This is a genomic window from Vannielia sp. ABF1_015, from assembly GCF_056160745.1.
Genome location: NZ_JBSWXT010000004.1, coordinates 56,569 through 82,924, shown reverse-complemented (window position 1 = coordinate 82,924; position 26,356 = coordinate 56,569). Strand labels below are relative to the sequence as shown.

25 protein-coding genes and 1 tRNA gene are annotated in these 26,356 nt (G+C 68.5%); 9 read left to right on the top strand and 17 right to left on the bottom strand.

What is annotated here, in order from left to right; genetic code table 11:
* Position 1 precedes the first annotated feature (1 nt).
* The 3 genes from ACXAG6_RS19575 to ACXAG6_RS19565 are packed head-to-tail and all read left to right on the top strand — an operon-like array spanning position 2 to position 2,386.
* On the top strand, positions 2 to 862 hold the full coding sequence (locus ACXAG6_RS19575) for a VOC family protein (RefSeq protein WP_475339607.1): 861 nt from the start codon (positions 2 to 4) through the stop codon (positions 860 to 862).
* Complete coding sequence (locus tag ACXAG6_RS19570; RefSeq protein ID WP_475339606.1) at positions 859 to 1,725, top strand: VOC family protein; 867 nt, start codon at positions 859 to 861, stop codon at positions 1,723 to 1,725. Before ACXAG6_RS19575 ends, ACXAG6_RS19570 begins: the two co-directional genes overlap by 4 nt.
* Complete coding sequence (locus tag ACXAG6_RS19565) at positions 1,718 to 2,386, top strand: class II aldolase/adducin family protein (RefSeq protein WP_475339604.1); 669 nt, start codon at positions 1,718 to 1,720, stop codon at positions 2,384 to 2,386. The genes ACXAG6_RS19570 and ACXAG6_RS19565 overlap by 8 nt, the downstream gene beginning before the upstream one ends.
* A gap of 83 nt (positions 2,387 to 2,469) precedes the next feature.
* Here ACXAG6_RS19565 and metF read toward each other — a convergent pair whose 3' ends face one another.
* Positions 2,470 to 3,339, bottom strand: coding sequence for a methylenetetrahydrofolate reductase [NAD(P)H] (metF, locus tag ACXAG6_RS19560; protein ID WP_254695349.1), 870 nt, complete (start codon positions 3,337 to 3,339; stop codon positions 2,470 to 2,472).
* 93 nt (positions 3,340 to 3,432) lie between these two features.
* Between metF and ACXAG6_RS19555 the strand changes: the two genes are divergently transcribed.
* Together ACXAG6_RS19555 and ACXAG6_RS19550 are read left to right on the top strand one after the other, a co-directional pair.
* Complete coding sequence (locus ACXAG6_RS19555) at positions 3,433 to 4,341, top strand: LysR family transcriptional regulator (RefSeq protein ID WP_140015173.1); 909 nt, start codon at positions 3,433 to 3,435, stop codon at positions 4,339 to 4,341.
* A 63-nt stretch (positions 4,342 to 4,404) separates the two neighbouring features.
* Entirely contained in the window at positions 4,405 to 5,193 is a 789-nt protein-coding gene (locus ACXAG6_RS19550; RefSeq protein ID WP_475339603.1) for an inositol monophosphatase family protein, read from the top strand.
* A 182-nt stretch (positions 5,194 to 5,375) separates the two neighbouring features.
* Here ACXAG6_RS19550 and ACXAG6_RS19545 read toward each other — a convergent pair whose 3' ends face one another.
* On the bottom strand, positions 5,376 to 5,753 hold the full coding sequence (locus tag ACXAG6_RS19545) for a GFA family protein (protein WP_475339602.1): 378 nt from the start codon (positions 5,751 to 5,753) through the stop codon (positions 5,376 to 5,378).
* Positions 5,750 to 6,484, bottom strand: a complete 735-nt coding sequence (locus tag ACXAG6_RS19540; RefSeq protein WP_475339600.1) for a rhomboid family intramembrane serine protease — start codon at positions 6,482 to 6,484, stop codon at positions 5,750 to 5,752. Before ACXAG6_RS19540 ends, ACXAG6_RS19545 begins: the two co-directional genes overlap by 4 nt.
* 104 nt (positions 6,485 to 6,588) lie before the next feature.
* Here ACXAG6_RS19540 and ACXAG6_RS19535 point away from each other — a divergent pair, with 104 nt between their 5' ends.
* On the top strand, positions 6,589 to 7,149 hold the full coding sequence (locus tag ACXAG6_RS19535; RefSeq protein ID WP_475339599.1) for a tetratricopeptide repeat protein: 561 nt from the start codon (positions 6,589 to 6,591) through the stop codon (positions 7,147 to 7,149).
* Positions 7,150 to 7,411: 262 nt separating this feature from the next.
* Positions 7,412 to 7,496, top strand: a tRNA-Leu gene (locus tag ACXAG6_RS19530).
* Between the two features lie 48 nt (positions 7,497 to 7,544).
* On the opposite strand, the gene ACXAG6_RS19525 is transcribed toward ACXAG6_RS19530, so the two are convergent.
* From ACXAG6_RS19525 to metG, 5 genes are all read right to left on the bottom strand, one after another.
* Positions 7,545 to 8,600 carry a lipocalin-like domain-containing protein gene (locus ACXAG6_RS19525; protein WP_475339598.1) on the bottom strand — a complete coding sequence of 352 codons (1,056 nt, stop codon included), beginning with the start codon at positions 8,598 to 8,600 and terminating at the stop codon, positions 7,545 to 7,547.
* A complete protein-coding gene (locus ACXAG6_RS19520; protein WP_475339596.1) occupies positions 8,597 to 10,996 on the bottom strand; it encodes an FtsX-like permease family protein in 2,400 nt (799 codons plus the stop codon). Before ACXAG6_RS19520 ends, ACXAG6_RS19525 begins: the two co-directional genes overlap by 4 nt.
* A gap of 154 nt (positions 10,997 to 11,150) precedes the next feature.
* Positions 11,151 to 11,810: an ABC transporter ATP-binding protein gene (locus ACXAG6_RS19515; protein ID WP_475339595.1), complete on the bottom strand. Its 660-nt coding sequence runs from the start codon at positions 11,808 to 11,810 to the stop codon at positions 11,151 to 11,153.
* A gap of 119 nt (positions 11,811 to 11,929) precedes the next feature.
* Positions 11,930 to 13,027 (bottom strand): ATP-binding response regulator, encoded by a 1,098-nt coding sequence (locus ACXAG6_RS19510; protein ID WP_475339593.1) that lies wholly within the window; start codon positions 13,025 to 13,027, stop codon positions 11,930 to 11,932.
* 175 nt (positions 13,028 to 13,202) lie between these two features.
* Positions 13,203 to 14,921 carry a methionine--tRNA ligase gene (gene metG / locus ACXAG6_RS19505; protein ID WP_475339592.1) on the bottom strand — a complete coding sequence of 573 codons (1,719 nt, stop codon included), beginning with the start codon at positions 14,919 to 14,921 and terminating at the stop codon, positions 13,203 to 13,205.
* A 173-nt stretch (positions 14,922 to 15,094) separates the two neighbouring features.
* Between metG and ACXAG6_RS19500 the strand changes: the two genes are divergently transcribed.
* Positions 15,095 to 16,438, top strand: coding sequence for an MATE family efflux transporter (locus ACXAG6_RS19500; protein WP_475339591.1), 1,344 nt, complete (start codon positions 15,095 to 15,097; stop codon positions 16,436 to 16,438).
* Positions 16,439 to 16,449: 11 nt separating this feature from the next.
* On the opposite strand, the gene ACXAG6_RS19495 is transcribed toward ACXAG6_RS19500, so the two are convergent.
* From ACXAG6_RS19495 to ACXAG6_RS19465, 7 genes are all read right to left on the bottom strand, one after another.
* Positions 16,450 to 17,667 carry an MFS transporter gene (locus tag ACXAG6_RS19495; RefSeq protein WP_475339589.1) on the bottom strand — a complete coding sequence of 406 codons (1,218 nt, stop codon included), beginning with the start codon at positions 17,665 to 17,667 and terminating at the stop codon, positions 16,450 to 16,452.
* Positions 17,668 to 17,807: 140 nt separating this feature from the next.
* A complete protein-coding gene (locus tag ACXAG6_RS19490; RefSeq protein WP_475339588.1) occupies positions 17,808 to 18,422 on the bottom strand; it encodes a hypothetical protein in 615 nt (204 codons plus the stop codon).
* Between the two features lie 71 nt (positions 18,423 to 18,493).
* Positions 18,494 to 19,582 (bottom strand): DUF1513 domain-containing protein, encoded by a 1,089-nt coding sequence (locus ACXAG6_RS19485; protein WP_475339587.1) that lies wholly within the window; start codon positions 19,580 to 19,582, stop codon positions 18,494 to 18,496.
* 32 nt (positions 19,583 to 19,614) lie between these two features.
* Entirely contained in the window at positions 19,615 to 20,604 is a 990-nt protein-coding gene (locus tag ACXAG6_RS19480) for an imelysin family protein (RefSeq protein WP_475339585.1), read from the bottom strand.
* A gap of 212 nt (positions 20,605 to 20,816) precedes the next feature.
* Positions 20,817 to 21,164, bottom strand: coding sequence for an EF-hand domain-containing protein (locus tag ACXAG6_RS19475; protein WP_475339584.1), 348 nt, complete (start codon positions 21,162 to 21,164; stop codon positions 20,817 to 20,819).
* Between the two features lies 1 nt (position 21,165).
* Positions 21,166 to 21,756: a hypothetical protein gene (locus ACXAG6_RS19470; RefSeq protein ID WP_475339583.1), complete on the bottom strand. Its 591-nt coding sequence runs from the start codon at positions 21,754 to 21,756 to the stop codon at positions 21,166 to 21,168.
* A 16-nt stretch (positions 21,757 to 21,772) separates the two neighbouring features.
* The gene (locus ACXAG6_RS19465) at positions 21,773 to 22,429 is read right to left on the bottom strand and encodes a LuxR C-terminal-related transcriptional regulator (RefSeq protein WP_475339581.1); all 657 of its coding nucleotides are present in this window, start codon (positions 22,427 to 22,429) and stop codon (positions 21,773 to 21,775) included.
* Positions 22,430 to 22,445: 16 nt separating this feature from the next.
* On the opposite strand from ACXAG6_RS19465, the gene ACXAG6_RS19460 reads away from it, so the two are divergent.
* Complete coding sequence (locus ACXAG6_RS19460; RefSeq protein WP_475339580.1) at positions 22,446 to 24,431, top strand: ATP-binding protein; 1,986 nt, start codon at positions 22,446 to 22,448, stop codon at positions 24,429 to 24,431.
* Here ACXAG6_RS19460 and ACXAG6_RS19455 read toward each other — a convergent pair.
* Both ACXAG6_RS19455 and ACXAG6_RS19450 read right to left on the bottom strand, forming a co-directional pair.
* On the bottom strand, positions 24,428 to 25,327 hold the full coding sequence (locus ACXAG6_RS19455; RefSeq protein WP_475339579.1) for a hypothetical protein: 900 nt from the start codon (positions 25,325 to 25,327) through the stop codon (positions 24,428 to 24,430). The two genes, ACXAG6_RS19460 and ACXAG6_RS19455, sit on opposite strands and share 4 nt — an antisense overlap.
* A 45-nt stretch (positions 25,328 to 25,372) precedes the next feature.
* A complete protein-coding gene (locus ACXAG6_RS19450) occupies positions 25,373 to 26,284 on the bottom strand; it encodes a hypothetical protein (RefSeq protein ID WP_475339577.1) in 912 nt (303 codons plus the stop codon).
* Positions 26,285 to 26,356 lie beyond the last annotated feature (72 nt).

Sequence of the window (26,356 nt, the reverse complement as noted above, 5' to 3'; positions counted from 1 at the left end):
CGTGATCGAAAAGCTATCCTACGTGCGGCTCGGCGTGGCCGATCTGGCGCGCTCGGCGGAATTTGCCGAGCGGATCGTTGGGCTGGAGCCAGTGGCGGCGGAGGAAGAGGGGCTGGCGCTGTTCCGCTCGGACTTCCGCGATTATGCGCTGGCGCTGGTGCAGCGCGACGGGGGCGACGGCGAGGGAGCCTCGATTGGGCTGGAGCTGCGCGACGAGGCGGCGCTGGCGGCAGTTGTGGAACGGCTGGTGGCGCGGGGCCATCAGGTGTGGCGCGGATCGGAGGCCGATTGCGCCGCGCGACGGTGCCGGGAGATGGCGGGCGTGCGGCTGCGCGGCGGGCTGTCGCTGGAGCTGGTGGTGCGGCCCTTGAGCAGCGGCTGGCGCTACCACGGGCCGAGGGATGCCGGGATCATCGGCTTTGCGGGCGTGGTGATTGCGAGCACCGAGGTTGAGGCGGATATCGCGCTTTGGTGCGGGGTGCTGGGCGCTGAGGTGACGGACTACATTGGCGAGGGGGCCTATCTGGCGATTGATGGCGCGCACCATCGGGTGACGATCCTGCCGAGCGATCGGGACGGGCTGATGGAGATGCAGTTTGAGGTGGAGGGCATGGATCAGGTGATGCAGGCCGGATACTTCATGCAATCCCATCAGGTGCCGGTGGTGGCCGGGCCAGGGCGGCGGCCTGCCTCGGGGGAGCTGTTCATCGGCTTTCGGGGGCCGGACGAGATGCTGTTTGGCTATGTGGCCGAGGGCGAAGCGCGCGAAGATCGGCTGGCGCGGCAGTTTGCGCCGGTGCCGGGCAGCTTTTGCGCTTGGGGCAGCCGGAGTGTGGTGCCGGAATACGGGGGGGAGCCATGATTTCGCTTCGAGATGTGAGCTATGTGCGGATGGGCACGCGCGACCTTGAGGGCGCGGAGTTTTTTGCCCGCGACTACCTTGGGCTGGAGGTGGCGGAGCGGCGGCGCGGGGCGGCCTATTTTCGCTCGGACGCGCGGGCGCATACACTGTGCTATTTCGACGGCGACCCGACCGACCATGCGGTTGGCTTCGAGGTGGCGAGCGAGAGCGAGTTGGAAGAGGCGGCGGCGTCGCTGGAGGCGCTGGGCCATGCCGTGCATCTGGGCACGCCGGAAGAGGCGGCGCTGCGGCAGGTGCGGGCCTTCATCGGGTTTGACGACCCGACAGGCAACCGGATTGAATTGGCCGTGCGCCCCGAGATGAGCGGGCAGCGCTACCACGGCACGCGGGATGCGGGGATAACCGGGTTTTCGCATGTGGGGCTGTGCAGCACCGATCTGGCACGGGACGAGGCCTTTTGGACGAAGGTGTGCAATGCGCGGGTGAGTGACCGGATCGGCGACGCGCCCTTGCTGCGGATTGACGAGGTGCACCACACGATTGCGCTCTTCCCGGCGCAGCGGAAGGGCATTCAGCACATCAATCATCAGGTTGAGACGGCGGACGACATTCAGCGCAGCTTCAACTTTTTGCGGCAACGGAATGTGCGGATGGTCTTTGGCCCCGGGCGGCACCCGACCTCGACGGCGAAGTTCCTCTATTTCGAGGGGCCGGATGGGATGGTGTTTGAATATTCCTCCGGCGTGGCGGAAATTGCGGACGAGCTGCTCTGGCGCGAGCGGCAGTTTCCGGCGGAGCCTAAGGGGTTTTGCAAATGGGGCGCCAAGCCCGATATTGCCGAGTTTCGCGACGACGATGAGTGAGGCGACGACTGAGGTGAAGCTGCGGATGGCCGCAAGGGCGCTGGGGCGGGCCGGGCTGGCCCATGCCTATGGGCATTGCTCGGTGCGGCTCTCTGCAGATGAGTTTCTGGTCTGCGCTCCGGTGCCGATGGGGCAGGTGCCGCCGGGCGCGGCGGGCACGGTGGTGCCGGTGCAGGGGCCGCTGCCCGAGGGCGTGTTGGGCGAGGTGCGGATACATCAGCAGCTTTACCGGGCGCGGCCTGAGGCGGGCGGGATCACGCGGAGCATGCCACCGAAGATCATGGCGCTTTCGACGCTGGGGCGTGTGCCGCAGATGCGCCATGGGATGGGGGCCTATTTCAGTGCCGGGATGGCGCTTTGGGACTCGCCGCTGCTGATCCGCGACGATACGAGCGCCGAAGCGCTGGCGGCACAGATGGCGGGGATGCGGGCCGGGGTGATGCGCGGGAACGGGCTGGTGACGGTGGGCGAGAGCATCGAGGAGGCCGTGGTGCTGGCGTGGTATGCCGAGGATGCGGCCCGGATCGAGCTGGAGGTGCTGGCAAGCGGGCAGGAAGGCGTGCTGGTGAGCGCCGAGGAGGCCGTGCTGCGCGACACATGGGGCGGGCGGATCATGGACCGGATGTGGGGCTACCTGACCTTTGGGGATCCAGAGGGGTAGCTCTTCGGGGCGCTTCGGCCCCTCATCGCAGGTGCGAAAAGCGCCCGAAGAGGCCGATGAGCATTTTCGTGGATGGCGCCGGTTCAGGCCACGTTTTCAAGCGCTTGCTCGGGCTGCACGCCGATGGCGCGGCAGACGTCGCGGGTGAGGCCCGGGCGGTTGAGGGTGTAGAAGTGCAGGTGCTCCACCCCTTCGTCCAGCAGCTCGGAACACAGCTCGGTGGCCAGCGCGGTGGCCAGAAGCTCCTCGCGCCCGTCCCGCTCGGCGGCCTCGAAAGCCTCGACCATCCACTGCGGCACATGCGCCCCGCAACGGGCGGCGAAGCGCGCGGTGTTCTTGAAGTTTTCGATCGGCAGAACGCCTGGGATCACCGGCTTGTCGATCCCGGCGGCAGCGCAGGCATCGCGGAACCGTAGGAAGGTATCGGCCTCGAAGAAGAACTGGGTGATCGCCTCATCGGCCCCGGCCTCGAACTTGCGCTTGAGCCAGGCCACATCGGCCCCTTCGCCCTTGGCCTCGGGGTGCGGGTCGGGGTAGGCGCCGACGCGGATCTTGAAATCGCCGGTGTCCTTGAGGGCGGCAATCAGCTCGCAGGCGTTGGCGAACCCTTCGGGATGGGCCTCGAACCCGTCAGAGCCCTTGGGCGGGTCGCCGCGCAGCGCCACGATCTCGCGCACGCCGGCCTCGTGGAAGCCGCGGGCGATTCCCAGCGTTTCTTCGCGGGTTGCATCGACGCAGGTGAGATGCGCGGCCACGTTGAGGCCCGAGGACTTGTGCAGCGTTGCCACCGCCTCGCGGGTCAGTTCACGGGTGGTGCCGCCGGCGCCGTAAGTGACGGAAACGAAAGAGGGGTTCAGCGGGGCGAGCACATTTACCGTGTCCCAGAGGCGAAAAGAGGCCTCGAGGTTCTGCGGTGGGAAGAACTCGAAAGAAACGGAAGGCGCGGCGGGCATGACGGGTCTCGTGTGTTTTAGGTCGGTTTTGGTTGTCGCATTTGCGCGGATGTGAAACAAGCTCATAACTCTCAAGACGATCATGAGTTTCACATGCATATCGAATTTCGCCACCTCCGCTCGGTGCGGGCGATCCATCAGGCAGGCGGGCTGGCGCGAGCGGCAGATATGCTCAACATCACCCAGTCGGCGCTGAGCCATCAGATCAAGGGGCTTGAGGATCAGGCGGGGGTGGAGCTGTTTGTGCGCCGCTCCAAGCCGCTGAAGCTCTCGGCCGCCGGGCATCGCCTGCTGAAGCTGGCCGAGAAGGTGCTGCCCGAGATCGAAGCGCTGGAGCAGGACTTCAAGGCGCTGCGGTCGGGCAAGACCGGGCGGCTGCATATCGCCATCGAATGCCACGCCTGCTTTGAGTGGCTCTTTCCGGTGCTGGAGCAGTTTCGCCGGGCCTGGCCGGATGTGGATGTAGACATCCGCCCCGGCCTTGCGTTTGACGCGCTGCCGGCGTTGAACCGCGAGGAGGTGGACCTCGTGGTATCTTCCGACCCCGAGGATCTGCCGGGCATCGCCTTTGCGCCGCTGTTCGACTACCAGCCCACTTTCGTCGCCGCCGCCAGCCACCCGCTGGCCGAGAAAGACTGGATTGCGCCGGATGATTTGCGCGACGAGGTGCTCATCACCTACCCGGTGGAGCCCGCGCGGCTGGATGTGTTTTCGCAGTTTCTGACCCCGGCCAAGGTGCAGCCCCGGCAGGTGCGCCAGAGTGAGTTGACGGCAGTGATCCTGCTGCTGGTGGCCTCGGGGCGCGGGGTGAGCGTGCTGCCGGATTGGGTGCTGCGGGCCACGGTGAAGAGCGACGACTACATCACCCGCCCGCTTACCGAATCCGGCCTGACCCGCCGCCTTTATGCCGCCACGCGGGAGGAAGAGGCGACCAAGCCCTACATGGCACATTTCCTCAAGCTCGCCCGGACCGAGCCGGTGAAGTTGCAACGCGCCGGGTGAACCCTTGGCAGCGGACGGATTCGGGCCTATACGCGCGGCCTTGAGCCGAGAAGGAGCCGGATGATGACGGGCAGTGCAAACCTCAACACCATGATCAAGGCCGCCCGCAAGGCAGGCCGCTCGCTGGTGAAGGATTTCCGCGAGGTGGAGAACCTGCAGGTCAGCTCCAAGGGGCCGGGAGACTTTGTGTCGCGCGCCGACATGCGGGCCGAGGAGATCGTCAAGGAAGATCTGATGGGCGCGCGGCCCACATACGGTTGGCTGGGTGAAGAAGGCGGCGGCGAGGATGGCGAAGACCCGACCCGCCGCTGGATCGTCGACCCGCTCGATGGCACCACCAACTTTTTGCACGGGCTGCCTCACTGGGCGGTGTCGATTGCTCTGGAGCATAAGGGCGAGGTCGTTGCCGGCGTGGTTTATGACCCGGCGAAGGACGAGTGTTTCTGGGCCGAGAAGGGCGCTGGTGCGTGGATGAACGAGACCCGGCTGCGGGTGTCGGGCCGCGAGAAGATGATCGAATGCATCTTCGCCACCGGCCTGCCGTTTGGCGGCCGCCCCGAGTTGCCCGAAACGCTGCAGGCCTGCGCCCGGCTGCTGCCCACCTGCGCCGGTGTGCGCCGTTGGGGCGCTGCCGCGCTGGACTTGGCCTATGTTGCCGCCGGGCGGCTTGATGGCTACTGGGAGCGCCGCCTGAATGCATGGGACATCGCCGCGGGCGAGTTGATTGTGCGCGAGGCGGGCGGCTTTGTGGAGCCGATGGACGAGGGCGAGCGGGTGCTGGAGAGCGGTGCCATCATCGCGGCCAACCCGTCGATCTTTTCTAAATTCGCCAAGCAGGTGCGCGGCAGCTGAGCGCGGGCCAGAAGAGATTTGAGGCCTCCGGCGGGAGATATTTGGAGCAAGAAAATGGGCAGGGGCGCGTAAGAAGCGCGCATTTGATTCAAATTGTTCCTGTTTTATGCGCCGCGCCTGCGGGTTGGGCGCATCATGTTGCATTTTCTTGCTGAAAATACTCAAAAAATTCCGACGTTGCCTCAGGCGCGGTCGCTAGGGTGGTTCACGCCGTCAGACCAGGGGATTGGCTCCAGGTCGCGGGGGTTCACCCCATCGAGGCAGCCCGCGTTTACGCCGTATTCTTCGGGGTTCGAGCGGCGCTGGTGGTGAGTGTAGATGCCGCATGTGGCGCAGAACCAGTGCTTTGCCGTGCGGGTGCCCCATGTGTAGAGCGTGAGGTTTTCAGCGCCTTTCACGATCCGCAGGTTGGCCAGCTTGGCCGAAACAGGGGCGGCGCCACGACGGCGGCAGAAGGAGCAGTCGCAGCGGCGGATCGAGCCGAGGCCAGCGGGCACCAGTGTGACCTTCAGTTCCACGGCGCCGCAGTGGCAGGTGGCCTTTCTGGGGGCTTCGGTCATTTGCGTCTCCGGACGGTGGGGATGGAGCTGGAGGAGAGCTGGCCATAGTTGGTGTCAGGGTGGGGCGGGTGGCCCTCTGTCTTTTGCCACCAGCTGGCCGCGCCTTCTTTGAGGAACCACGGCAGGGTGCCGATCAGCCCGGCGACGAAGCCGCCGACGTGGGCCCAGTAGGCGACGCCTGTGCCGGCGCCGACGGTCATTGCGCCGTTTACCAGTTGCAGGCCGAACCAGACGGCCAGCACGATCCAGGCCGGGATGGGCCAGATTTTTGGGATGATGACGATGATGAAGAGCACGTCGATCTTGGCTTTGGGATAGAGCAGCAGGTAGCCGCCCATCACCCCGGCGATGGCCCCCGAAGCCCCCACCAGCGGGGCGGTGCTGCCGGGCGAGAAGACGACGTGAAGCCATGTCGCCACGACCCCTGTAGCGAGGTAGAAGCCGAGGAAGGCGAAGGGCCCCATCTCCTCTTCCAAGTTGTCGCCAAAGATCCACAAAAACAGCATGTTACCGGCAAGGTGCATGATGCCGCCATGGAGGAACATGGCGGTGATATAGTCGAGCGCCTGCGCCCGCGCAGGGGTGACGCCGAACTCGGAATATAGCGCGTAAAGCTGGCGGTCATTCAGCGGCAAAGTCACCAGCAAAAACACCGCGACATTGATGATGATGAGCCCGAGCGTGACCCATGGGGTGGTGCGGGAGGGGTTGTGATCGCGGATCGGGAACATGGGCGATAGGTGCCCTGAGGGGCCGGTTTGGTCAAGCCGGGTCGCGTTAATCATGTTTTCGGGAGGGGAGTTGACGCAGGAAGGCCGCGCGGAGAGGCTGAGACATGGTTAGCAAAGTGTTGATATTGGCCCTCGCGGTGACCTGCGCCGGCGCCACGGCGGGCGCCGCAGAACGCTGTGAAATGGCGGTGCTGGTGGAGCCCGACAAGCGCGAGCAGGTGCTGCAATCGGTTCGTGAGGCGGGCAGTGAACAGGAGGCCCGAACCCATACCAACGCGATGTGGGAGATCTGGGCCACCGCGCCCGACGCCCATGCGCAGGAGCTGCTCGACGAGGGGATGGACCGGCGCGAAGCCCGTGATTTTGCAGGCGCGATCAAGGCCTTCGACGCGTTGGTGGACTACTGCCCAAGCTACGCCGAGGGCTACAACCAACGCGCCTTCATCCGCTTCATCCAGCAGGATTATGCCCCCGCACTCGCCGACCTCGACGCCGCAATCACGCGCTCCCCCGACCATTTCGCCGCCATCGCCGGTAAGGCGTTGACGCTGATGGGGCTGGGCCGGAACGGCGAGGCAAAGACGGCGCTGGAGGCCGCGCTGGAGCTGAACCCGTGGCTGCCCGAGCGCGGCTTGATGGGGATGCTGGAGAATCAGGACATCTGAGGCAGGCAGGGTCGCCGGTGGCCGTATCCGTAAACCCGCCGCACCCCGGGGCAGGAGTCTGGCGTTAACCCTGAAATTCAGGGGGCCACAAGTGATGCACATCCTATGCACAACTGATGCAGATGTCGCCTGACATAGCGGGCGTTAATCAATGCACCGTGCGCCTGCCCGGCATGCGCCCGGCCCACGAAGCAGCAAGTCTGTTTCGACGGGTTTTCCCGGCGCGATCAGGCGTCTATGGTCGCGCCGCAGCCGCCCCCGTGCCCGCGTGGTGGAATGGTAGACACTGGGGACTTAAAATCCCTTGGCTTTATGCCGTGCCGGTTCGAGTCCGGCCGCGGGCACCAGAGGGGGCAGACTGGGTGGTGTGCAGATTGCCCACCCTACGGTTTGGCCTATCGCTCGTAGCCGGTCATCTCCAGGTAGCCGCGGCCCTTGTGGGTGCCGGTGATGCTGACGGGGCCTTCCCAGTATTCGAAGCTGACGTCCATCCATGCGTCATCGCGCAGGGCGTCTATTTCCACGTCCAGCGACTGGGCGGGGAGTTCGACCCGCCAGCGGGTGGGTGGGTTGGTGCCTTCGAGCGGGGTGAGGTGAAGCGCGCCGTTGCCGTAGGGGGTGGCGGTGCCGTCTGGGGCGATCCATGTGGCGGAGGTGAAGGCGGTGCCGTCGGTGGCGCGCAGGGCAAAGCCCATGAGGCGGGCGCCGGTGGAGAAGGTGAGCGAGATCCAATCCCACCCGGCCTGATTTTCGGCGAGCGGTTGGGAGGACCATTCGCGATCAAGCCAGGCGTTGCCGGTGACGGGGATCTCGCCGGTGGGCAGGGTGAGGGTGCCGGTGACCTCGTAGAAGGGTTGCGAGTAGTAGTGGCTGGCCTGCCCGGTGGGGGATTTGACCGAATAGCCCTTGTCGCCCTGCAGGACGAGCGGGCCGGTGGCGGTCAGCTGGAGGTCATAGGCGAAATCGGGGGCGGAGGCGGTGAGGCTGAGGGCATCGAGCTCGTCGCCGGTGCCGGAGCCGTTGGCGACCATGTGCCAATCGTCGATCCACGCGGCGAAGGGGGCGGCGGTGACGCCAGCTTGCCCGATGCCGCCGCGCGCGCGGCGCTCGGTGGAAAAATGGGCCGAGGGCGTGGTGAGCGCGGCGTGGGCCATCCAGATTTGCGGCGAGGACCAGCCTTCGGCGTCATGCGGCGCGAGGGCGGAGCGAAAGAGAGTCCACTGGATGCCATAGGGGGTGCCGTCGGGGCCTTCCAGCGTGGCGGTGAGATACCACCATTCGATGCGGAAGGCGGGGTGGGGGCCGTGATCGGCCGGGAAGCGTAGGCGGGTGTCGGGGGAGGGCAGGGCGAAGCCGGAGGCCTCGGTGCCCAGCCCGGCGAAGCCTTGGGCGCGGGCCGTCAGCGGTGCGGCGGCGAGGGCGGCGAGGAGGGTGCGACGGGTGAGGCTCATCTTTCGCTCGCGAAGGTCTTGAGGAAGGCGGTGGGCTGGGTGCGGCGGAGCTTGATCACCGGCCATGCGCAGGCCAGCGCGGCGGCGGCGAGGGCGGCGGCGAAGAGCAGCGCCCATTGGCCGGGGAAGAGGAACATTGGCAGGCGCCAGCCGAAAGCCTCGGTGTTGACGACGGCAAGCAGCGCCCAGGCGAGGGCAAGGCCCAGCGGCAGGGCGAAGGCGGCGGTGAAGGCGGCGAGCGCGAGGGTGCGGATGGCCTCCAGCGTGGCGAGGCGGGCGCGGGTGCTGCCCATTGCCCAAACCGGGGCGATCTGGGGCAGGCGCATGGTCGAGAGGGTGAGCATGGCGGTGAGGATGGCCAGCGCGGCCACGCCGAGGGTGAGCGCGTTGAGCGCGGCGGTGACGGCGAAGGTGCGCTCGAAGATGGCGAGCGAGTAGGCCTTGATTTCGGCATTGGGCACGAGGGCGGTGGGGGGCAGGCCGAAGGTTTTGGTGAGTGCGGTGCTGAGGGTGGCGACATCGGCGGGGGCAACGCGCAGGCCGTAGCGGAGTTTGGGCACATCGGGGAAGTGGCTGGTGAGGGCCGCGATGGAGGTGATGGCTTGGGGGGCGGGGTTTCCGTAGTCGGAATAGGTGGCGATGATCTCGGCGCTCCAGTCGGGGGTGAGCTGGAGGGTGTCGCCGGGGGAGAGGTCGGCGCGGCGGGCGAGCTGTTCGTTGATCATCACCGCGTTGCCGGTGGCGAGCTTGTCCCACGGGTTTGGGGCGGCGGTGAGGAGGGGCCAGTTGTTGCGGTAGGTTTCATGATCGGCAACGCCGTAGAGCTCACCGGTGCCTTGGTTGGCCAGCGGAATGTCGACGTGCCAGATGGGGAGCGTGGCCTGCACCTCGGGGCGGGTTTCGAGGAAGGCGCGCAGGCGGGTGGCTTCCTCTTCGGAGCGGGCGGTGACGTAGAGTTCGGAGACGAGGCGCTGATCGAGGAAGCCGGTGAAGGTGAGGCGGAAGGAGCTGACCATGGTGCCCACGCCGATGTTGGTGGCCAGTGCCAGCAGCAGGGCCATGAGGGCGAGGCGGAGGCCGGGGAGTTGCTGGCGGGCGTCGGCCCAGAGCCATTGCGACAGCGGGCGGCGGGCGAGGGCTTGGGCGCCGGCGAGGAGGGCGGCGAGCAGGGCGGGCAGGGCGAGGGCGGCGCCGAGGAGCAGGCCGCCGAGCAGGGCAAAGCCACCGGGCAGCCCGCCAATGAGGGGCACGGCAGCGGCCCCGGCGGCGGCCAGCGCGAGGCCTGCGGCGGCTTGCAGCGCGAGGGTGCGGGCAGAGGCGCGGGCCCATGCGCGGGATTGGGCGGAGGAGAGGATGGGCAGCCGGGCGAGGGCGATGAGCGCCCCGGCCCCGGCCGCGAGGGTGCCTGCGAGGGCGATGGCCAGCCCGCTCACCGCCCATGCCGGGCGGAAGGTGAGCTGGCCCGGGAGCGCTGCGCCATAGAGCCCGCGAAGGGAGGCGGAGACATCGGGCAGGAGAGCGGCGGCGGTGATGTGGCCGAGGGCGAGGCCTGCGGTGCCCGCGATGAGGGCGAAGGCGGTGAGCTCGGCCAAGGTCAGCGCGGCGAGCAGGCGGGTGGAGAGGCCGAGGGCGCGCAGGGTGCGGAACATCGGGCGGCGCTGCTCGAAGGCCAGCCCGATGGCACCATAGGCGATGAAGAGGCCGACGGCGAAGGCGAGCATGCCGAAGGCGGTGAGGTTGAGGTGGAAGCTGCGGGTGAGCCGGGCGATCTCGGCTCCGCCTTGGGGGCGGGTGCGGGTGAGGCCGGGAGCGACTTCGGCCAGCGGCGGGCGGGTGAGCGGCTGCTCCGCCTCGGGGGCGAGGAGCAGGTGGGTGATGGTGCCGGAGGGCGCACGGCTCATGGCCCCGTCGATGGTGGTGATGAGGGTGCCGGGGGGCAGGCCGGGGGCCGGGGTGGCCCCGGGCGCGCGGGCGAGGGTTTCGGGCGCGGCCCATGCGGGGGGCGGCAGGGTGATGAGCGCCGAAGGGGGCATTTGCGCGAGGGTGGGCGCGAGCGCGGGGAGGCTGCCCATGGGGAGGGTGAGAAAATCGTAGCCCTCCACGGTGAGCCCTTCGGGCGTGGTGCCTTGCCAGACCGGGGAGACCTGCCAGCCCGCGCGGCGCAGGGCGAGGAAACGCTCCATCGGGATGCGGCCTGCGGGCGAGGTGAGGTGATCGGGCGTGTCGGGCGAGAGCGCGGCCTCGGAGGCGGCGTAGGAGGCGCGGGCCTCGGCGTTGATGGCTTGCACGGCGGAGAAGAGCGCGGTGGCCAGCGCGATGCCGAGCAGCAGGGTGGCGAGCTGGCCGGGGTGGCGGCGCCAGTGCGAGAGCAGGGCGGAGAGGGCGGCGCGGGTCATTGGGCGCGGAGGCACGCTGGCCGGGAGGAGCGGCGGGCGGTGGGGCTTGTGCGCCGGGGTGGGCGTTGCTCGTCCGCCCTTCGAGGCGTCCTCGCGTACGCGGGTGGCGGCGGGCAGACTGCACATGGCCACTGGTGTTGGGCGCGGGGCGGGGTCATGCCAGTTTGCCCCGGGAGAGGTGGAGCCTTCGGGACATGGCGGCGGCGATGGTTTCGGAGTGGGTGACGGTGACGAGGGCTGCGCCGGTTTCGGCGGTGAGCTCCAGCATGAGGGCGAGGACGGAGGCGGCATTGTCTTCGTCGAGGTTGCCGGTCGGCTCGTCGGCAAGGATCAAGGGCGGCTTTGCGGCCAGAGACCGGCCAATGGCGAGGCGCTGCTGCTGGCCGCCGGAGAGGGTTTCGGGCCATGCCGAGAGCAGCGGCGTGAGGCCAAGACGGGCCGCGAGCGCCTCGCACCATGCCGGATCATGCCGCCCGGCGAGGCGGGCCTGAAAGGAGAGGTTGGCGGCCACGTCGAGGGAGGGGATCAGGTTGAACTGCTGGAAGATCAGGCCGATGTGCTTGCGCCGGGCTTCGGCGCGGGCGGCATCCGGCAGGCTGGAGAGCGCTGCGCCATTCAGCGTGACGGTGCCGCTGTTAGGGCGGTCGAGCCCGGCGAGCAGGTGGAGCAGGGTGGATTTGCCAGAGCCGCTTTCACCCGTCAGGGCAAGGGTTTCGCCTGCGGCGAGGGTGAGGGAGACGCCGGAGAGCACGGGTTGCGCCTCGCCCGAGGCAAGAGGAAAGGATTTGTGGATGTCTTCAGCGGTCAGCAGCATGGCCGGGAGGATGTAGGCTTGCGTCGCCAAAGGGAAGTGGGGTGCGGCGCTGGGGCGCGGGCAAAGGCTGGGCGAGCGGAGGGGGCGGCACGCGCATTTGGGCCGGAGCGGGTGCGGAGCTAGGAGGTTTGGGCCTCCAGCGCGCGGCGCATTTGGGCATCCAGCGTGCCGAGGGTGGAGGTGTATGGGATGTGGGCGTTCATCCCCATGGCGCGCAACTCGGACAGAGCCGGGGCCTTGCCGTCAGAGCAGGCGAGCACCGGGATGTTGCGAAAGGCGCGGCCAGAGTTGCGGATTTGGGCCACGGTGGCAGGGCCGGAGAGGCCGGGCATGTCGAGATCCATCACCGCAAGGTCGATCGGCCCGGCGAAGAGCGCCTCGATGGCCTCATAGCCATTGGCGACGGTGACAACCTGATGCCCGCCCGCGCGCAGAAGCTCGCGCAGGCTGTCTTGCTGGTGGGCCTCTGCGAGGGCGAGGAGCACGCGCATTGGGGCGAGCGGGAGCTGCTGTTTGGGCAGGCCCTTGGCCCCGTGCTGCCCCATCGGGGCGCTGCGCTTGCGGCGCTGGGCGAGGCTCTGCTCTGCCTCGGAGAGCACGGAGTCGAGCTCGGCCCGGAGGCTTTCGGCGGCCTTCATCACCTGCGCCAGCCGTGCGCGTTGCTCTTCGGGCAGGTCGCCTTGCTCCATCAGCGCTGCAAAGCCGAGGATGGCGCCAAGGGGTGTGCGGGTTTCATGCCCCAGCCGCTCCAGCAACTCGCGCAGGGCCTCGCTGCCGCCCGCTTCGCGGCGGTCTCGGGCATCAAGCTCGCGCTCGGCATAGCGTGCGCGGCGGTCGTCGGTGATGACGGTCAGGCTGCGCAGGAACCGGCCGGAACTGTCGCGCATTGCCCCGGCGGAGAGCAGGACCGGAATGGGCCGCCCATCGGCGCGGATGAATTCGTGGGGGGTATTGGTGAGGCTGCCGCGTGAAAACAGCAGCGGCAGCCCGGTCGTGAGCGCGTAGGCGCGCGATTCGGGCGACATGATATCCAGCGTGCGCTTGCCGATCAGGTCTTCGCGGCTGTAGCCGAGCAGGCGGGCCCATGCGGTGGAGACATTCAGCAGCGTGCCGTTTTCGTCAATGGAGTGCAGCAGCAGCGGCTCGATAGAAAACAGGGCGTCGAACCCGGCATCGGGCTCGTTGGAGGCGTTCTGCAATTGTGGAAGAGGGCTCATTCCAGCCTTCCTTCATGGTGCATCATATTCTGCCCACGAGCCCTGCCCCCCGTGGTCAGTGCACGCTGCTTTGCCCCCCAAATCAAGCGGGTCGGCCAGTTTTTCACGATTTAATGCTGAAACCGGGCGCGAAAAGCCGGTTTTCTTACGACTTAAGTGTCATATGGCGCGATACTCAGCTGCGTGTGCCGGAAAACCGGGCGGCCCAATCCTCGCGCTCTTCGTCGGCGATTTTGGCGAAGAGCACATCGGGAACGGTGAAGCCATGCCCCGGTTTCAGCCTTGTAAGCGCGGCGGAAAGGTCGCCCGGCCATGAGCTGTCATCCGTGCCCATGTCTGCCAGCATCCGCTGGGCGGTGAAGGGGATGAAGGGGGCCGAGAGCACCGCGTAGAGGCGGATGAGGTTGAGCGCGAGGCGGATGTCTGCGGCTGCGGCCTCGGGATCTTCCTTGAAGGTGGTCCAGGGGGCCGAGGCTTGCAGGAATTCATTGCCCGCCACCCAGATCGAGCGGAGGGTGGAGGCCGCGCGGCGGACTTCGATGGCGTCCATCTGGGCGGTATACTCGGCGAATTTGCCTTGCAGGTCGTCGATCAGCGCGGCGCCCCGCTCGGAAAGCGCGCCCCCGGCGGGCACCTCTTCGCCCCACTTGGAGCGGCAGAACTTGGTGACGCGGGAAACGAAGTTGCCCAGCACGTCGGCGAGATCCTTGTTTACGTCTTGCTGGAAGGTTTCCCAGGTGAATTCGGTATCGTTGGTTTCGGGGGCGTGGGAGAGCAGCCACCAGCGCCAGTAGTCGGCGGGGAGGATCTCGAGCGCCTGATCCTGAAACACGCCGCGGCCTTGCGAGGTGGAGAATTGGCCGCCCTCGTAGTTCAGGTAGTTGAACGATTTGATGTAGTCGACCAGCTTCCACGGCTCGCCGGAGCCGAGGATGGTGGCGGGGAAGGAGAGGGTGTGGAAGGGCACGTTGTCTTTGCCCATGAACTGGACGTAGCGGACATCATCGGCGCCCTCGTCGGTGCGCCACCATTTCCACCAGGCCTCATCCTCGGTGCCGTTGGCGTCAGACCACTCTGCCGCGCAGGCGATGTATTCGATGGGCGCGTCGAACCAGACGTAGAAGACCTTGCCTTCCATGCCGGGCCAAGGCTCTTGCCCTTTGCGCACCGGGATACCCCAGTCGAGATCACGGGTGATGCCCCGGTCTTGCAGGCCGTCGCCGTCGTTCAGCCACTTCTTGGCGATGGAGGTGGTGAGGATGGGCCAGTCAGTTTTGCTGTCGATCCATTTGGAAAGGTCGTCGCGCAGGCTCCGCTGGCGCAGGTAGAGGTGCTTGGTTTCGCGCACTTCAAGGTCGGTGGAGCCGGAGATGGCGGAGCGCGGTTCTATCAGGTCTGTCGGGTCGAGCTGCTTGGTACAGTTTTCGCATTGGTCGCCGCGGGCCTTGTCGTAGCCGCAGTTGGGGCAGGTGCCCTCGATATAGCGATCGGGCAGGAAGCGGCCATCGGCGTTGGAATAGACCTGCTTTTCGGAGACTTCCTCGATCAGCCCGTTCTCGGCCAGCGCCCCGGCGAAATGCTGGGTGAGGCGGTGGTTCTGCGGCGAGGAGGAGCGGCCGAAGTGGTCGAAGGAGAGGTCGAAGCCCTTGCCGATCTCGGCCTGCACGGCGTGCATTTCGGCGCAGAACTCGGCCACCGGCTTGCCCGCCTTGGCGGCGGCCAGTTCGGCGGGGGTGCCGTGCTCGTCGGTTGAGCAGAGGAACAGCACCTCGTCGCCGCGCGCGCGGCAATAGCGGGCGTAGAGATCGGCCGGAAGCTGGGAGCCGACGAGGTTGCCGAGGTGTTTGATGCCATTGATGTAGGGAATGGCGGAAGTGATGAGCGTGCGTGGCATGGAACGGCCTTCGTGTGCTGGGTTGGCCGGAGGGTTACAGCAGGGAAGCGTGGGGGGCAACGCCCGCGCGCGGCCAAACGGCCCACCCGCCCGCCCCGTTAGGCCACGCGCGGGCTTGACGGGCTACGGGGTGGCGCATATGGGGTGGATGATATTTGTGCCCGGGTAAAAATATGACCGACTCCCCCTACCTCTCGGCCCGGCTTGGCCCGCTGCTGCTGCGAACCGCCCTGCCGATCTCGCTGGTGATGATGCTTCACGGCCTCCTGAGCGTGGTGGATGCGATCTTTCTGGGCCGCTACGTGGGCGCAGAGGCGCTGGCGGCGGTGACGCTGGTGTTTCCGGCGGTGATGCTGTTGGCGGCGCTGGGCACGCTTGTTTCCAGCGGGATGGCCTCGGTGGTGGCGCGGGCGCTGGGCGCGTCAGATGCGGGCGGCGCGGCGCGGGCCTTTGGCGGGGCGCATGGGCTGGCGCTGGCGATATGGCTCGGGGTTTGCGGGATCGGCGCTTTGGCCGGGCCGGGGCTGGTGCGGCTTCTGGCCGATGGCGATGCCGCGCTGGCGGGGATGGGCTGGCGCTACATTGCGATTCTGGGCGGCGGCGGGCTGATCGGGCTTGTGCTGACGCTTCAGACCGACGCGCTGCGGGTAGAGGGGCGGGTGCCCTTCATGGCGGCGATGTCGCTTGCCGTGACGCTGGGCAATGGCGCGCTGGATTGGCTGTTCATTGCGGTTTTCGGCTGGGGCGTGGCGGGCTCGGCAGTGGCCACGCTTGTGGCGCAGGGGGCGGCAGTGCTGGTGGTGCTGGGGCTGCGCGCGCGGGGGCGGCTGGTGTTGCCGCTGCCCCGCTTCGCGTGCGCCCGGTGGGGCGAGATGCTGACGCTCGGTGCGCCGCAGAGCCTGAGCTTTCTGGGCATCGCGCTGATCAGCGCGGCGATGGTGACCATGCTGCGGGTGCTTGATGCGCCTGATAGTGAAGCGCTGGTTGCGGCCTATGGCATTTACCTGCGGGTCATGGCCTTCGCCTTCCTCGGGTTGCTCGGGCTCGGGCAGGCGCTTCAGGCCATCGTGGGCAGTTGCCACGGGGCCGGGCTGCACGCGCGGGCCAACGCGGCGCTGAAGCGTGCGATGGGCATGGCCCTGCTCTACACGGCCACGGTGCAACTGGCGCTGATCGCGGCGCGGCATGCGCTGGGCGGGATATTTACCGAGGACGCCGCGGTGCAGCTGGCGCTGGCGCGCATTCTGCCGATGTTGCTGGCGCTCTACGCCCTGGTCGGGCCGATCAACATGGTTTCGACAGCCTTTCAGGCGGTGGGGGATGCCCGCCGGGCGGCCCTTTTGGGGCTGGCGCGACCCTACCTGCTGGTGATCCCGCTGACGCTGCTCCTGCCCTTGCTGGCGGGTGTGCCCGGCCTCTGGCTCGCGCCGCCGCTGGCCGAGGTCGGTATGCTGGCATTGCTGGCTGTCGTGTTGTTGCGGCGGCGGGCGCGGGGGATGCTGGCGATTTCTGGCTGAAGCTGTCGCGCCTAGGGTCCCTTGCGCTGCTTGCCGGTGAGCCAGCCGGTGAGGAAGCTGGTGCGCGGGGCGTAGACGTAGCGGGTGCGACGCTCGGTTGGGCGGGTGCGCAGGCGCAGGGTGCCGATGACGGCGAGCGCGATGTGGGCGGCGGCGATGAGCCAGAACAGCGCGGCGGGGCCGGTGGCGGCCATCAGCCATGAGGCGGTGAGGGGTGCGGCGATGGCCCCGGCGGCGAAGGCGAACATCAGCGCGGCGGAAAGCTCGACCCGTTCGTCATCCGACGCCCAATCGTGCGCATGGGCGGCGGCGACCGAGTAGATCGGGAAGCTGGCGGCCCCGAAGATGGCCGCCGTGGCGAGGATGGCGGCGGTGGAGCCCGAGGTGGCGATGGTGGCGAGGCAGGCCAGCGTGGACGCGATGGAGAGGGCGATGAGCACCCAGCGTCTGTCATAGCGGTCGGCGAGCCAGCCTGCGGGCCATTGCGCCAGCGCGCCGCCGCCGATCCAGATGGCGAGAAACAGGCCGATCTGTTCGGGTGCGAGCCCCACGGCCTGGCCATAGACCGGGCCGACGGTGCGGAAGCTGCCCGAGGTGAGCCCGGCGGCCAGCACCGCCGCCCCGGCCAGCGGGGAGCGGGTGAAGGCGAGCGCGGGGCGCAGCCGGGGTGCGGCGGGTGTTGCGGGCTGGGCGGTGGTGGTGAGCGTCAGCGGCAGCAGGGCGGCGCAGCAGAGGATCGCCAGCAGGGTGTAGGCGGCATAGGTGGCGGGCTCCAGCATGCCGACGAGCAGCTGGGCGAGCAGCGAACCGCCCATGTCGACCAGCCGGTAGCTGCCCATCGCCCGGCCCCGGGTGGCGTTGGTGACCCGCGCCTGAAGCCAGGCTTCGATGACGGTGTAGCAACCGGCGATGCAGAGGCCCGAGGCCACCCGCATCCCCGCCCAGGCCCAGGGGGTGGTGAGCAGCATGTGAGCCAGCAGCCCGATGGCCCCCAGCGCGGTGAAGGCGGCGAAGGCGCGGGCGTGGCCGACAGAGCCCATCAGCCGGGGTGCCCACCAGCACCCGAGGAAGAAGCCGGTGAAATGGGCTGAGCCGAGCAGGCCGATTTCGCCGGTGGAGAAGCCCAGCGTCAGCCCCGAGAGCGCATCCATCGGCCCGAGCCCGCCCGAGGAGAGCTGGAGCAGGGCCACAGAGGCGAGCAGCGGGGCGAAGGAGAGCAGGAGGCGCATGGGGGTGGAGTAGCCCCGCAGGGCGGGGCGGGCTGGCTTGGGGGCGACGGGGAGTGTCGTTTTTTTAGGCTGGCTATGTGGGGCGACGGCGGCTGCGGCGGCTTGGTTCGCGTGGTGGCACGGACGGGGCTAGACTTGCCCTAAGCGGTTTCTTTCAGTGCGGTCAGCGGGCTCAGCGTGAGCGCGGCGCGGGGGGCGGGCTGGGCGAGGTGCCATGCGGCGGGCGGGGCCATGCGGGCGCGCAGCCGCCGCAGCCGCCAGCGGGTGAGGCCCGGGCCATGGGCGGGGGCGGCGTGCCAGCGGCTTTCGATTCCGGGCGCGCCGCCCTTGCCCGGGGTCAGGATCAGCCCCAGCGGCGCGGGGCCTTCCGGCTCGCCCGCCGCGAGGTGCAGCCGCCGCACCGGGACCATCGCCGGTGGCGTGTCCAGCTCTGTGACCACCAGCGGAACCGCGCCCGAGCGCAGCGCTTCTTCCATGCACCAGAGCATCTCCATCGGGCGCCGGGCTCGCACCACCAGAAGCCGCCCCGGATCAATCCAGCCCACCACGCCTTCGCCGCAAAACCCGGCGTCCTGCCAGCCCGGGGTGATCCAGAGCACCGGCCCTGAAAGCCGCCCTGCCGCCGCCAGCGCCAGCGTGCGGCGGGCGGAGCCGCAAAACTCATGCACCCGCCCCGTGGCCAGCGCGAACTCTCCGGTGATTTCGCAAAGGCGGCGGGGCCGGTGGGGCATGTGGGAGAGTGGATCGCGGGGCATGGCGGCACCATAATGTTCGCTATTTGTTCCGTAAAGCCCTGTGCCAAGGGGCTTGGGGTGGCCCCCGGTGGTTACGCGTGGCGAAGCGGGACGAGGTGATTGTCCCACGCTGCATCATGGCGAGCGAGGGGCTGCGCCGTGCCGGTGGCAGAGAACTGGAACAGCCCGCCCATGCCGTCGGAGGCCAGAAACCCCGCCCCCAAAGGGGCAAGGCCGCAGATGTCGGCCCGCCGCCAATGGGCGGTGAGGGCAGCCGTCTCGGCGTTGAAGATTTGCACCTCGCCGCCGCGAGGCGAGGTGATGCCGACAAAGGCCCCGTCTCCCGAGAAGGCGACCGAACCGGCGTAGCCTTCCATCGCCAGCGCCCGCAGCGGCGGGGCCGTGCAGAGCCGCAGCGGAGCCCCGGCCTGCCAGAGGCCCAGCAGCGGCACCGGCTCGGCCACGTCGCTCTGCCACTGCATGGCAAAGCCCGCCAGCCCATCGGGGCGCAGGGCGAGGTGGCGGATGGAGTTGGCGGCCAGTTCGGGGGGCAACTCGGAGAGCGCCAGCGGCCCGCGATCGGCGGAGACCACGGCGAGGTTGGGGCGCATATTGGCGAGGTTAAGCACCGTGCGGCCATGGTCGGGGTGGGTTTGCAGCCCGCCGTTGGCGACCAGCAGGGTTTCGTCGCCCGGCAGGGTGAGGATTTCATGCGGGCCGATCCCGCCGGAGGGCACCTCGCCAATGCGGGCATAGCCCTCGTCAGGGGCCCAGAGGCCGATGACACCGCGCCCCGCCGCATAGTCGTTTTCGGAGGTGGCCAGCAGCGTGCCGCCGTGGAGGAAGGCCCCGTGGCCGTAGAAATGCCGCCCGCTTGGGGCCTCCAGCCGCGCGGTTTGCTGGCTGGTGGCGCAGTCGATCACCAAGGCGAAGCGGCCGGGGCGGCGGGCGAAGGCGACCGCGAAGGGGCGCGTAGGGTGGGCGGCGGCGGCATGGCCCCGGTCGGGGAGCGGGATGCGAAAGCGCAGCGCCCCGGCGGGGGAGAGGCCACAGAGGCAGTAGGCGCTGGATGGGTCACGCGCGGCGGCAAGGTAGGCGGGCGCGCCTGCATCGGCCCATGAGCTGCGGGGCACGGAGGCGGCGGCGGCGAGGCCTGCGAGGAACTGGCGACGGGGGAGCATGGGAGCCTCCGGCAGGTGGGGAACGGGGCGGGTCAGTCGCCGTCGAGCGCGTTGAAGCCTTGGCCGACGTTCAGATGCGCGCCAATTTCTGCGGCGGCGGTTTCTTTCAGCAGGTCGAGGTAGGAGGTGAGGCTTTCGATTCCCATCCGGGCGGTGGGATCTGCGACGCCGGCGAAGGCGGGCTCATCGAGCTTGGCGAGCCAGCCTTGCGCGTCATCGAAGAGCGATGCGGTTTCGCTGGCGGTGCCATCGGCGAGCAGGTGCGAGAACTCTTCCAGCGCCGCCAGCGAGAGGGCGAGGTTGCGCTGGGAGCGGCCCGAGCGCCAGGCCTCGGCGCGGGTGGGGCGGGGCCGTTCGAACGAGCCGAGCGGGCGGGCGAGGCGGGCGTCGTCGTTGTATTCGATGCCGGTGATCAGCGCGGTGAAGAGCGCCTGCGCGGCCTCGGCGGGGGTGAGGTAGGCGCTGTTGCCCTCGGCCCCTGCCGTCAGCAGCGCATCGGCGGTGCCGGGCCAGCCCGCCTGCAGGTTTTGCGCCTTGGCGGCGATGTCATGGGCGATGGCCTGCACCAGCGTGCAGGAATAGCTGCCGGGGGCATAGCCGGTGAAGGTGTCGTCGTAGAGCATCCGCTCCAGCGCCATAAAGCCCTGCACCGCCACGGATTGCTGGGCGAAGCCTTCGGGCGTGGTGGTGGCCGGGTCTGCCGCCTTGGTGAGCAGGGAGAGTTGGCGGGCGGTGAAGCCCTTGGCGTCGGGCCAGAACTCCAGCGCGAGGGGGCCGCCGATCTCTTGCAAGGGGCCGAGCGCGAGGTGCTGCACGCCGATCCAGCCGTCGAAGGCGGTGTGATAGGCCGCCTTCAGCGCCTCGGCGGTGCAATCGGCGCGGGCGGCTTCATCCAGCGCGGCGGCGGCCTCGGCGAAGGCGGCGTGACGGGGCAGGATGTGGCCTTCGATGGCCTCGGGCACGCCCGCCGAGAGCGGCGGCGCGGCGAGGAGGAGAAGGAGCGCGGCGATCAGGGGGCGCATGTCTGTCCTTTCCGGGGGGCCGTGCCGGGCCGGCCCCCTCGTGTGGTGTTTGACGCGGGTTGTTGCCGGGGAGGTGGGCCGAGGCCTGCTCCTGGGTATCGGTTTCGTCCTTGAGCGCGGGGTGCGGGTGGAGACGATGGGACTGCTGGGGGAGTCTTAGCAGGCGGAAAACCGGATGCGCCAGCCCCGTGGGGGGAGGGATGGCGGGCGCTCTACTCGCGTTTGTAGGCCTCATCCGCGCCGCGCAGCTCTGCCGGGGATGCCAGCCCGTCGCGGTTGGCGTCCACCCGGCGGAAGGCGTAGCCGTATGCCCCGAAGGTGACGATGGTTTTGGCGGTGGATTGCCCGGCCTTGGCCATGGCGCGCACGAAGCTGCGAAACTCCTTGGGCGTGAGCATGCCGTCCTTGTTGCGGTCGGCCCCGGTGAAGGCGCGTACCTCTGCCTTCGAGGGGTTCACCCCCTGTGCCACCAGCGGCCGCGCAGGCAGGATTAGCAGCAGGACCAGAAGCAGCAGGGGCAGGATCAGGGGGGAGACCATGAGGGTGCGTGGGCGGATCATCTCAGGGCTCCTTGGGGGCCGGAACGGGGCGGTGCGGCGGCTGTTGCGGGCCGGTTTTGGGGGGCGTTTTCTGGGCAGGGGCCTCGGCTGTCCATGTCAGAAAGATGATGTGCCCGGCCTTGTTGCGCAAGTCCAGCGGGGCGAGCAGTGCGGGCACCATCTGCCGGCCCTTGTCCGCGCTGCTGTCCTGCCGCCAAAGCACCAGCGTTTGGCGTACGGCGGCCAGCAGGAGGCAGGCGCTTGAGCCGGGGGCAACGAGCAGGTCGGGCGGGGGCGTGCGGCGGTTGCTGAGGCCCTTGGGGCCGTGGTTGCTGGCGGGGTTTTCGAGGCAGATGCGGGGCGGGCAGGGCGCGGAGCTGCAATCAGCCCGGGCCGCCTGTGACATCACCACGATATCGCCCGCCGCGCTTTGCAGCCTGCTCGCCGCCAACCCCGGCGGCTCGGCATAGGCCTCGTCCGGCAGGGTCAGGGCCACGAGCAGACGCAGCAGGAGGATGGTCTTTGACAGGGGCACGGCGGCGGCTCCTCGGGCTTGGCGCGGCGGGGTGCAGCGCTTGGCCTCAAGGTAGCCGCCGGGGCCGACTGGCCCCATGGGGGGAACACCCCATTCAAAGCTCGGCTGACGGGTCCACCAGCCCTTCGCGCAGGGCGAAGGCCATGAGTTGGGGCACCGAATGCACATCGAGCTTTTGCATCATCGAGGTGCGGTGCTTGTCGACGGTTTTGGCCGAAATGCCGAGGTGCCCGGCGATTTCCTTGTTGGAGTGGCCGGCGATGATCATGTTGAGGATCTGGCGCTCGCGGCCCGTGAGTTGCTCGCCTGCGGGCTTGTCCTTCAGCACCTCCATGAAGCGCGCCGCGATGTGGCGCTGACCGCGCAGGATGCCGGGCAGCTTGGCGTAGAGCTCGGAGTTGTCGTCACCCTTGGAAAACAGCCCGTGCACGCCGCTCTCGACCAGAGACGTCACGATGCCGACGGCGCTGACGCCGGTGAGCACGACGATGCGGGTGTCGGGGCTCCAGCGTTGCACCTCCACCACCACCTCCACGCCGCCCGCCATCGGCATTTGTACATCAAGAAGCAGCAGGTCGGGGCGGTGGGCGCGGCAGGCGGCGATGGCCTCCAGCCCGTTTTCGGCCTCGGCGACCACGGTGATGCCGCGTTCTTCGATATGGCCCGGTGTTTCCAGCGCGGAGCGCAATCCGCTGCGGACTATTGCATGATCGTCCGCGACAACCGCATGGTAGGCTCCACGTTCTTTCATCAATCCGTTCCTTTGAATGCCCTTGCCCGAAACCTGCCACGCCTGTCGGAATTTCCCCAGACTTTTCGTGCTTCTGGCCTGCATTTTGCTGGGCGGGGCGATGGCGCGGGCGGAGGGGGTGGTGCTGGCGCCGGGCGTGCAGAGCTCCGAGGTGACGCCTGCGCTGCGCTACTGGGCCTCGCTGGAAACCGAGGTAAGCGAAGCCCTCGCGCAATGGGAGGCGGGGGCGTTTGGCATTGAGCGGGTGACCACCTCTTACGGGCCGGGCTACTCGCCAGAGACATGGGCGGGCACCACGATCACCAATGCCGCCCCGCTGGATGGGCGACCGCCTGACAGCTTTATCCTCACCTTCGATGCGCCGCTTGTCAGCGGTGTGCGGCTGTTTCTGATCCGTGCGGATGGGCTAACGGAGAACCTGATGGATTATTCCATCTTCAGGCCGTTCGATCCGCTCGATCATGCCGTCACGCGGCTGCGTGCGCCCGAATTTACCCTTGCGCCGGGCGAAACGGTGACGCTGCTGGCCCATGTGCAGACCGGCCCTTTTTCGACCTTCGGGATGGAGTTGCATAGCCCCGAGCACCTTGCCCAAGCGAGCTTTCTTTGGGGCATCGGGCTGACGGCCTTTTATGCCTTCGCCATTGCCTGCCTTGTCTTCTTCTTCGGCTTTCAGGTGGCGATGGGCAGTTGGACGGGCGCGATGAACTCGGCAATGTTTGCCGCCTTTCTGGGGCTTGTCGCGGTGATGGACGGGTTGTTTTGGCGGTTTTTCTATCCGCAGCACCCGGAGTGGCAATCGACCGTGGGCTTTGGGATGCTCTTCGCGATCTCGGGCGCGGGCTTTTTGATTGCGGGGGCCGGGATTGGGGCGAAGGTGCCGCGTGCGGGGCGGGTGGTTTTGGCGCTGGCGCTTGTTTCGCTGGCGGGGTTTGCCATTTCGCTGGTGTCGCCGGGGCAGGGCACGGCGTTTTTGGCCTATGGGCTGATTGCGCTCATGCTGGTGTGCAACATCTTCTCGGCCCGCGCGGCGCAGGGTACCGGGCTTACGCCGCCGGTGGGCGCGGTGCTGCTGGCGCGGCTGGCCACCGCCGGGGCTGCGGGCGCGATTGTGTTGATCGTCACCGGGTTGGGCGGAGCGTGGCTGGATGCGCCGCTGGCGATCCGCGCGGTGTTTTTCTTCATGCTGCTGGCCACGATGACGACGCTGACGGCCAATGTGATTGCGCTGCGCCGCCGCCATTTGAGCGCGGTGGAGGCGCGGGTGGAGGCGCTGGAGGCCGAGGCGGAGCGCAGCCGGGAGCTGCTGGAGGCCGAGCGCAACTATACCCGCGCCCGCGACCTGGCTGCGCTGCGCCAGCGCCAGCTTGCCACGGCCTCGCATGATCTGCGGCAACCGCTGATGTCGCTGAGGATGACCTTTGACACGCTGGCCGCAGAGATGAAGCCAGATGTGAAGGCGCGGTTGAATGAGGCGTTTGATTACCTCGCCTCGCTGGCCACCGGCTACGTGGATGAGAGCGTGCCGGAGGCGGGTGAAGAGGAGGGCGAGGCCGAACCGGAGGAGGAAGACGCCGAGGTCTATCCGCTTTCGGTGCCGCTGGGCACGGTGCGGCAGATGTTTGAGGGCGAGGCGGCGAGTAAGGGGCTGGCGCTGCGGGTGGCGGAGAGTTCGGCCGAAGTCACAGTGCCGCCGCTGGCGCTGATGCGCATTGTCACCAACCTTGTCTCCAACGCGATCAAATACACCACCGAGGGCCGGGTGGTGGTGGGCGTGCGGCGCGGTGGCGGGCTGCGGCTGGTGGTGGCCGACACCGGGCCGGGGATGAGCGCGACGGAGGTGGCGCAGTTCAGCGAGGCCTATGCCAAGGGCGCGGCCTCGACCGGGCACGGGCTGGGGCTTTCGGTGTGCTTTGAGCTGGCGCGCGCCAACGGGCTGAGGCTGGAGGTGCGCTCGGAGCCCGGGCGCGGCACCTGCTTTACGCTGTGGCTTGGGGGTTAGGGACAGAGGCCGGTTGTGATCCGCGTTGTGCCGCGCCAGCAGATGTTGGCGCTGCCAAGCCCGGTGATGCGCCATCCCGCGCCGTCACGCTCCAACAGCACGCGCCGGACCTTTCCGGCGACCGAGTCATCCGCCCAGCCGTGATCGAGCAGGTTGGCGGCGATGCGATCGCCCCGCTGCTCGAAAGACAGGGCCAGCCGGGGGCGGCCTTCTTCTGCGCTGGGAAAGTCCGGGCGGATGACATCCGCGATGTCGAGCGGATCGGAGAGGAGGGTGTCGGGCGCGGGTTCTTCGGTGAAGCCGTCGAGGCTGTGGGCCAGGCCGATCTCTTCCATCAGTGACGGCGCGGCGGGGGGCCAGAGCACCACCTCTTCGCCGCTGTCGAAGCTGGCGACGGCCCGCTCCAGCGTGACGCCGAAATCGCCCAATACGTGCTCATAGACGAAGGCCCCTCGGCCGAGGCCCGGCGCGATAATGGAAGACACGGTGATGGTGCCGGTGGTGGCATCGGCGTTGAAGGTGGAGACCACGGGCGAGACGAGCACGCCGCCCCATTGCGGGTTGCGCCAATCCAGCGCGCCGTCGGCGGCGTATTGGAACTGAAAGTCGGGGTTGGCGAAGAAGAGGGGCTGGAGGTTGCCTTCGCGTTCGAGGATCAGCACCGAGAGCTGGTCATGGGCGGTGGCGCGGCAGGGCACGGCGTGCAGGGTGCCGCCTGCGAAGGGCTGGCTGCGGGCGGGGCCGTCTCCCGCGCATTCACCGGGGGCAGCGGCATCGCGCAGGGCGGTGAGATCGGACGGGCCAGCCGCCCCGGCGGGGGCGGCGGCGAGGCAGAGGCAGAGGCTGAAGGTGAGCGGGGAGAGGCAGGGGGCGAGAGGGGCGGCGAGGCGGAGCATGGGCTGTCCTTTCGGTTGCGGTGCCATGATGGGCGGAGGGGAGCTTCAGTGCCAGAGTTTCGTGGTGGCGTAGCTGACCGCGCCGCCGGCCCACATCGCATCGACACCGAGGCCGAGGGAGAAGCCGGTGAAATCGAAGGGGGCATCGGAGAACCACATGGCGACCGGGTCGTTGCTGGCGGGCAGGGTGGTGACGGTGCCGTAGACCGCGCCGCCGATCCGGGTGTTGCCGGGCTTGAGGACGGAGAAGACCAGCTCTTCCTCGCCTGCCAGATCGGTGCCTGCGCCGATGGCGGCGGTGGTGTAGAGGCGGGGTGCCCAGGCGAAATCGAGGTCTATGGAGTAGCCGGTTTCTTGCAGGGTGCCCGCTCCGACGCGGCTTTGCAGGCCGATGGTGATGGTGTTGAAGCCCATGCGCTTGAGCGTATCGAGGCTGGCGCGGAACTCGGGGTTGGCGGCGAGGATGCGCTTGACGGCCTCGCCGTTGCGGGTTTCCAGCGCTGCGACGAGGGCGGAGGCATCGCGCTGGCCGGGCAAGGTGGCGCGCAGCTCGGTGGCGGCGTCTTCGATGACGTTCAGATACTGGGTGGCGGCCCAGCGGATCTTGTCGGCGCGGTTGCCGCCGAAGATCTGGCCGAGGTCGAGCTTGGCGGGGCGTGCGCTGCCTTCACCCGGCACCACGCAGCGCCCGAAGTGGTTGGCCAGCCCGGCGCGGCAGGACATCGCGTTGCTCGGGCGCTCGCAGGCGGCCAGCCCGGCGCTGCCGCAGGGGCGGCAGGTGCCGCCCAACTCGTGCAGCCAAGCGCCGCACTGCGGGGCGGCGGGGGTTTCCAGCGCGCAGGCCTGCTGGCCGTTGCCACCGCAGCTTTTGGCCTCGGCGCGGGAGGCGGGGGAGAGGGCGCAGAAGGCGAGCCCGAGGGCGACGAGGATCAGGGCGGTTTTGAGAAGGGTTTTCATTGGGCTGTCCTCCGGGGCTGGGGTGTGCGTTGCGATGAGACCAACCTGCCTGAGCCGGGCCGCGCGCGGCAT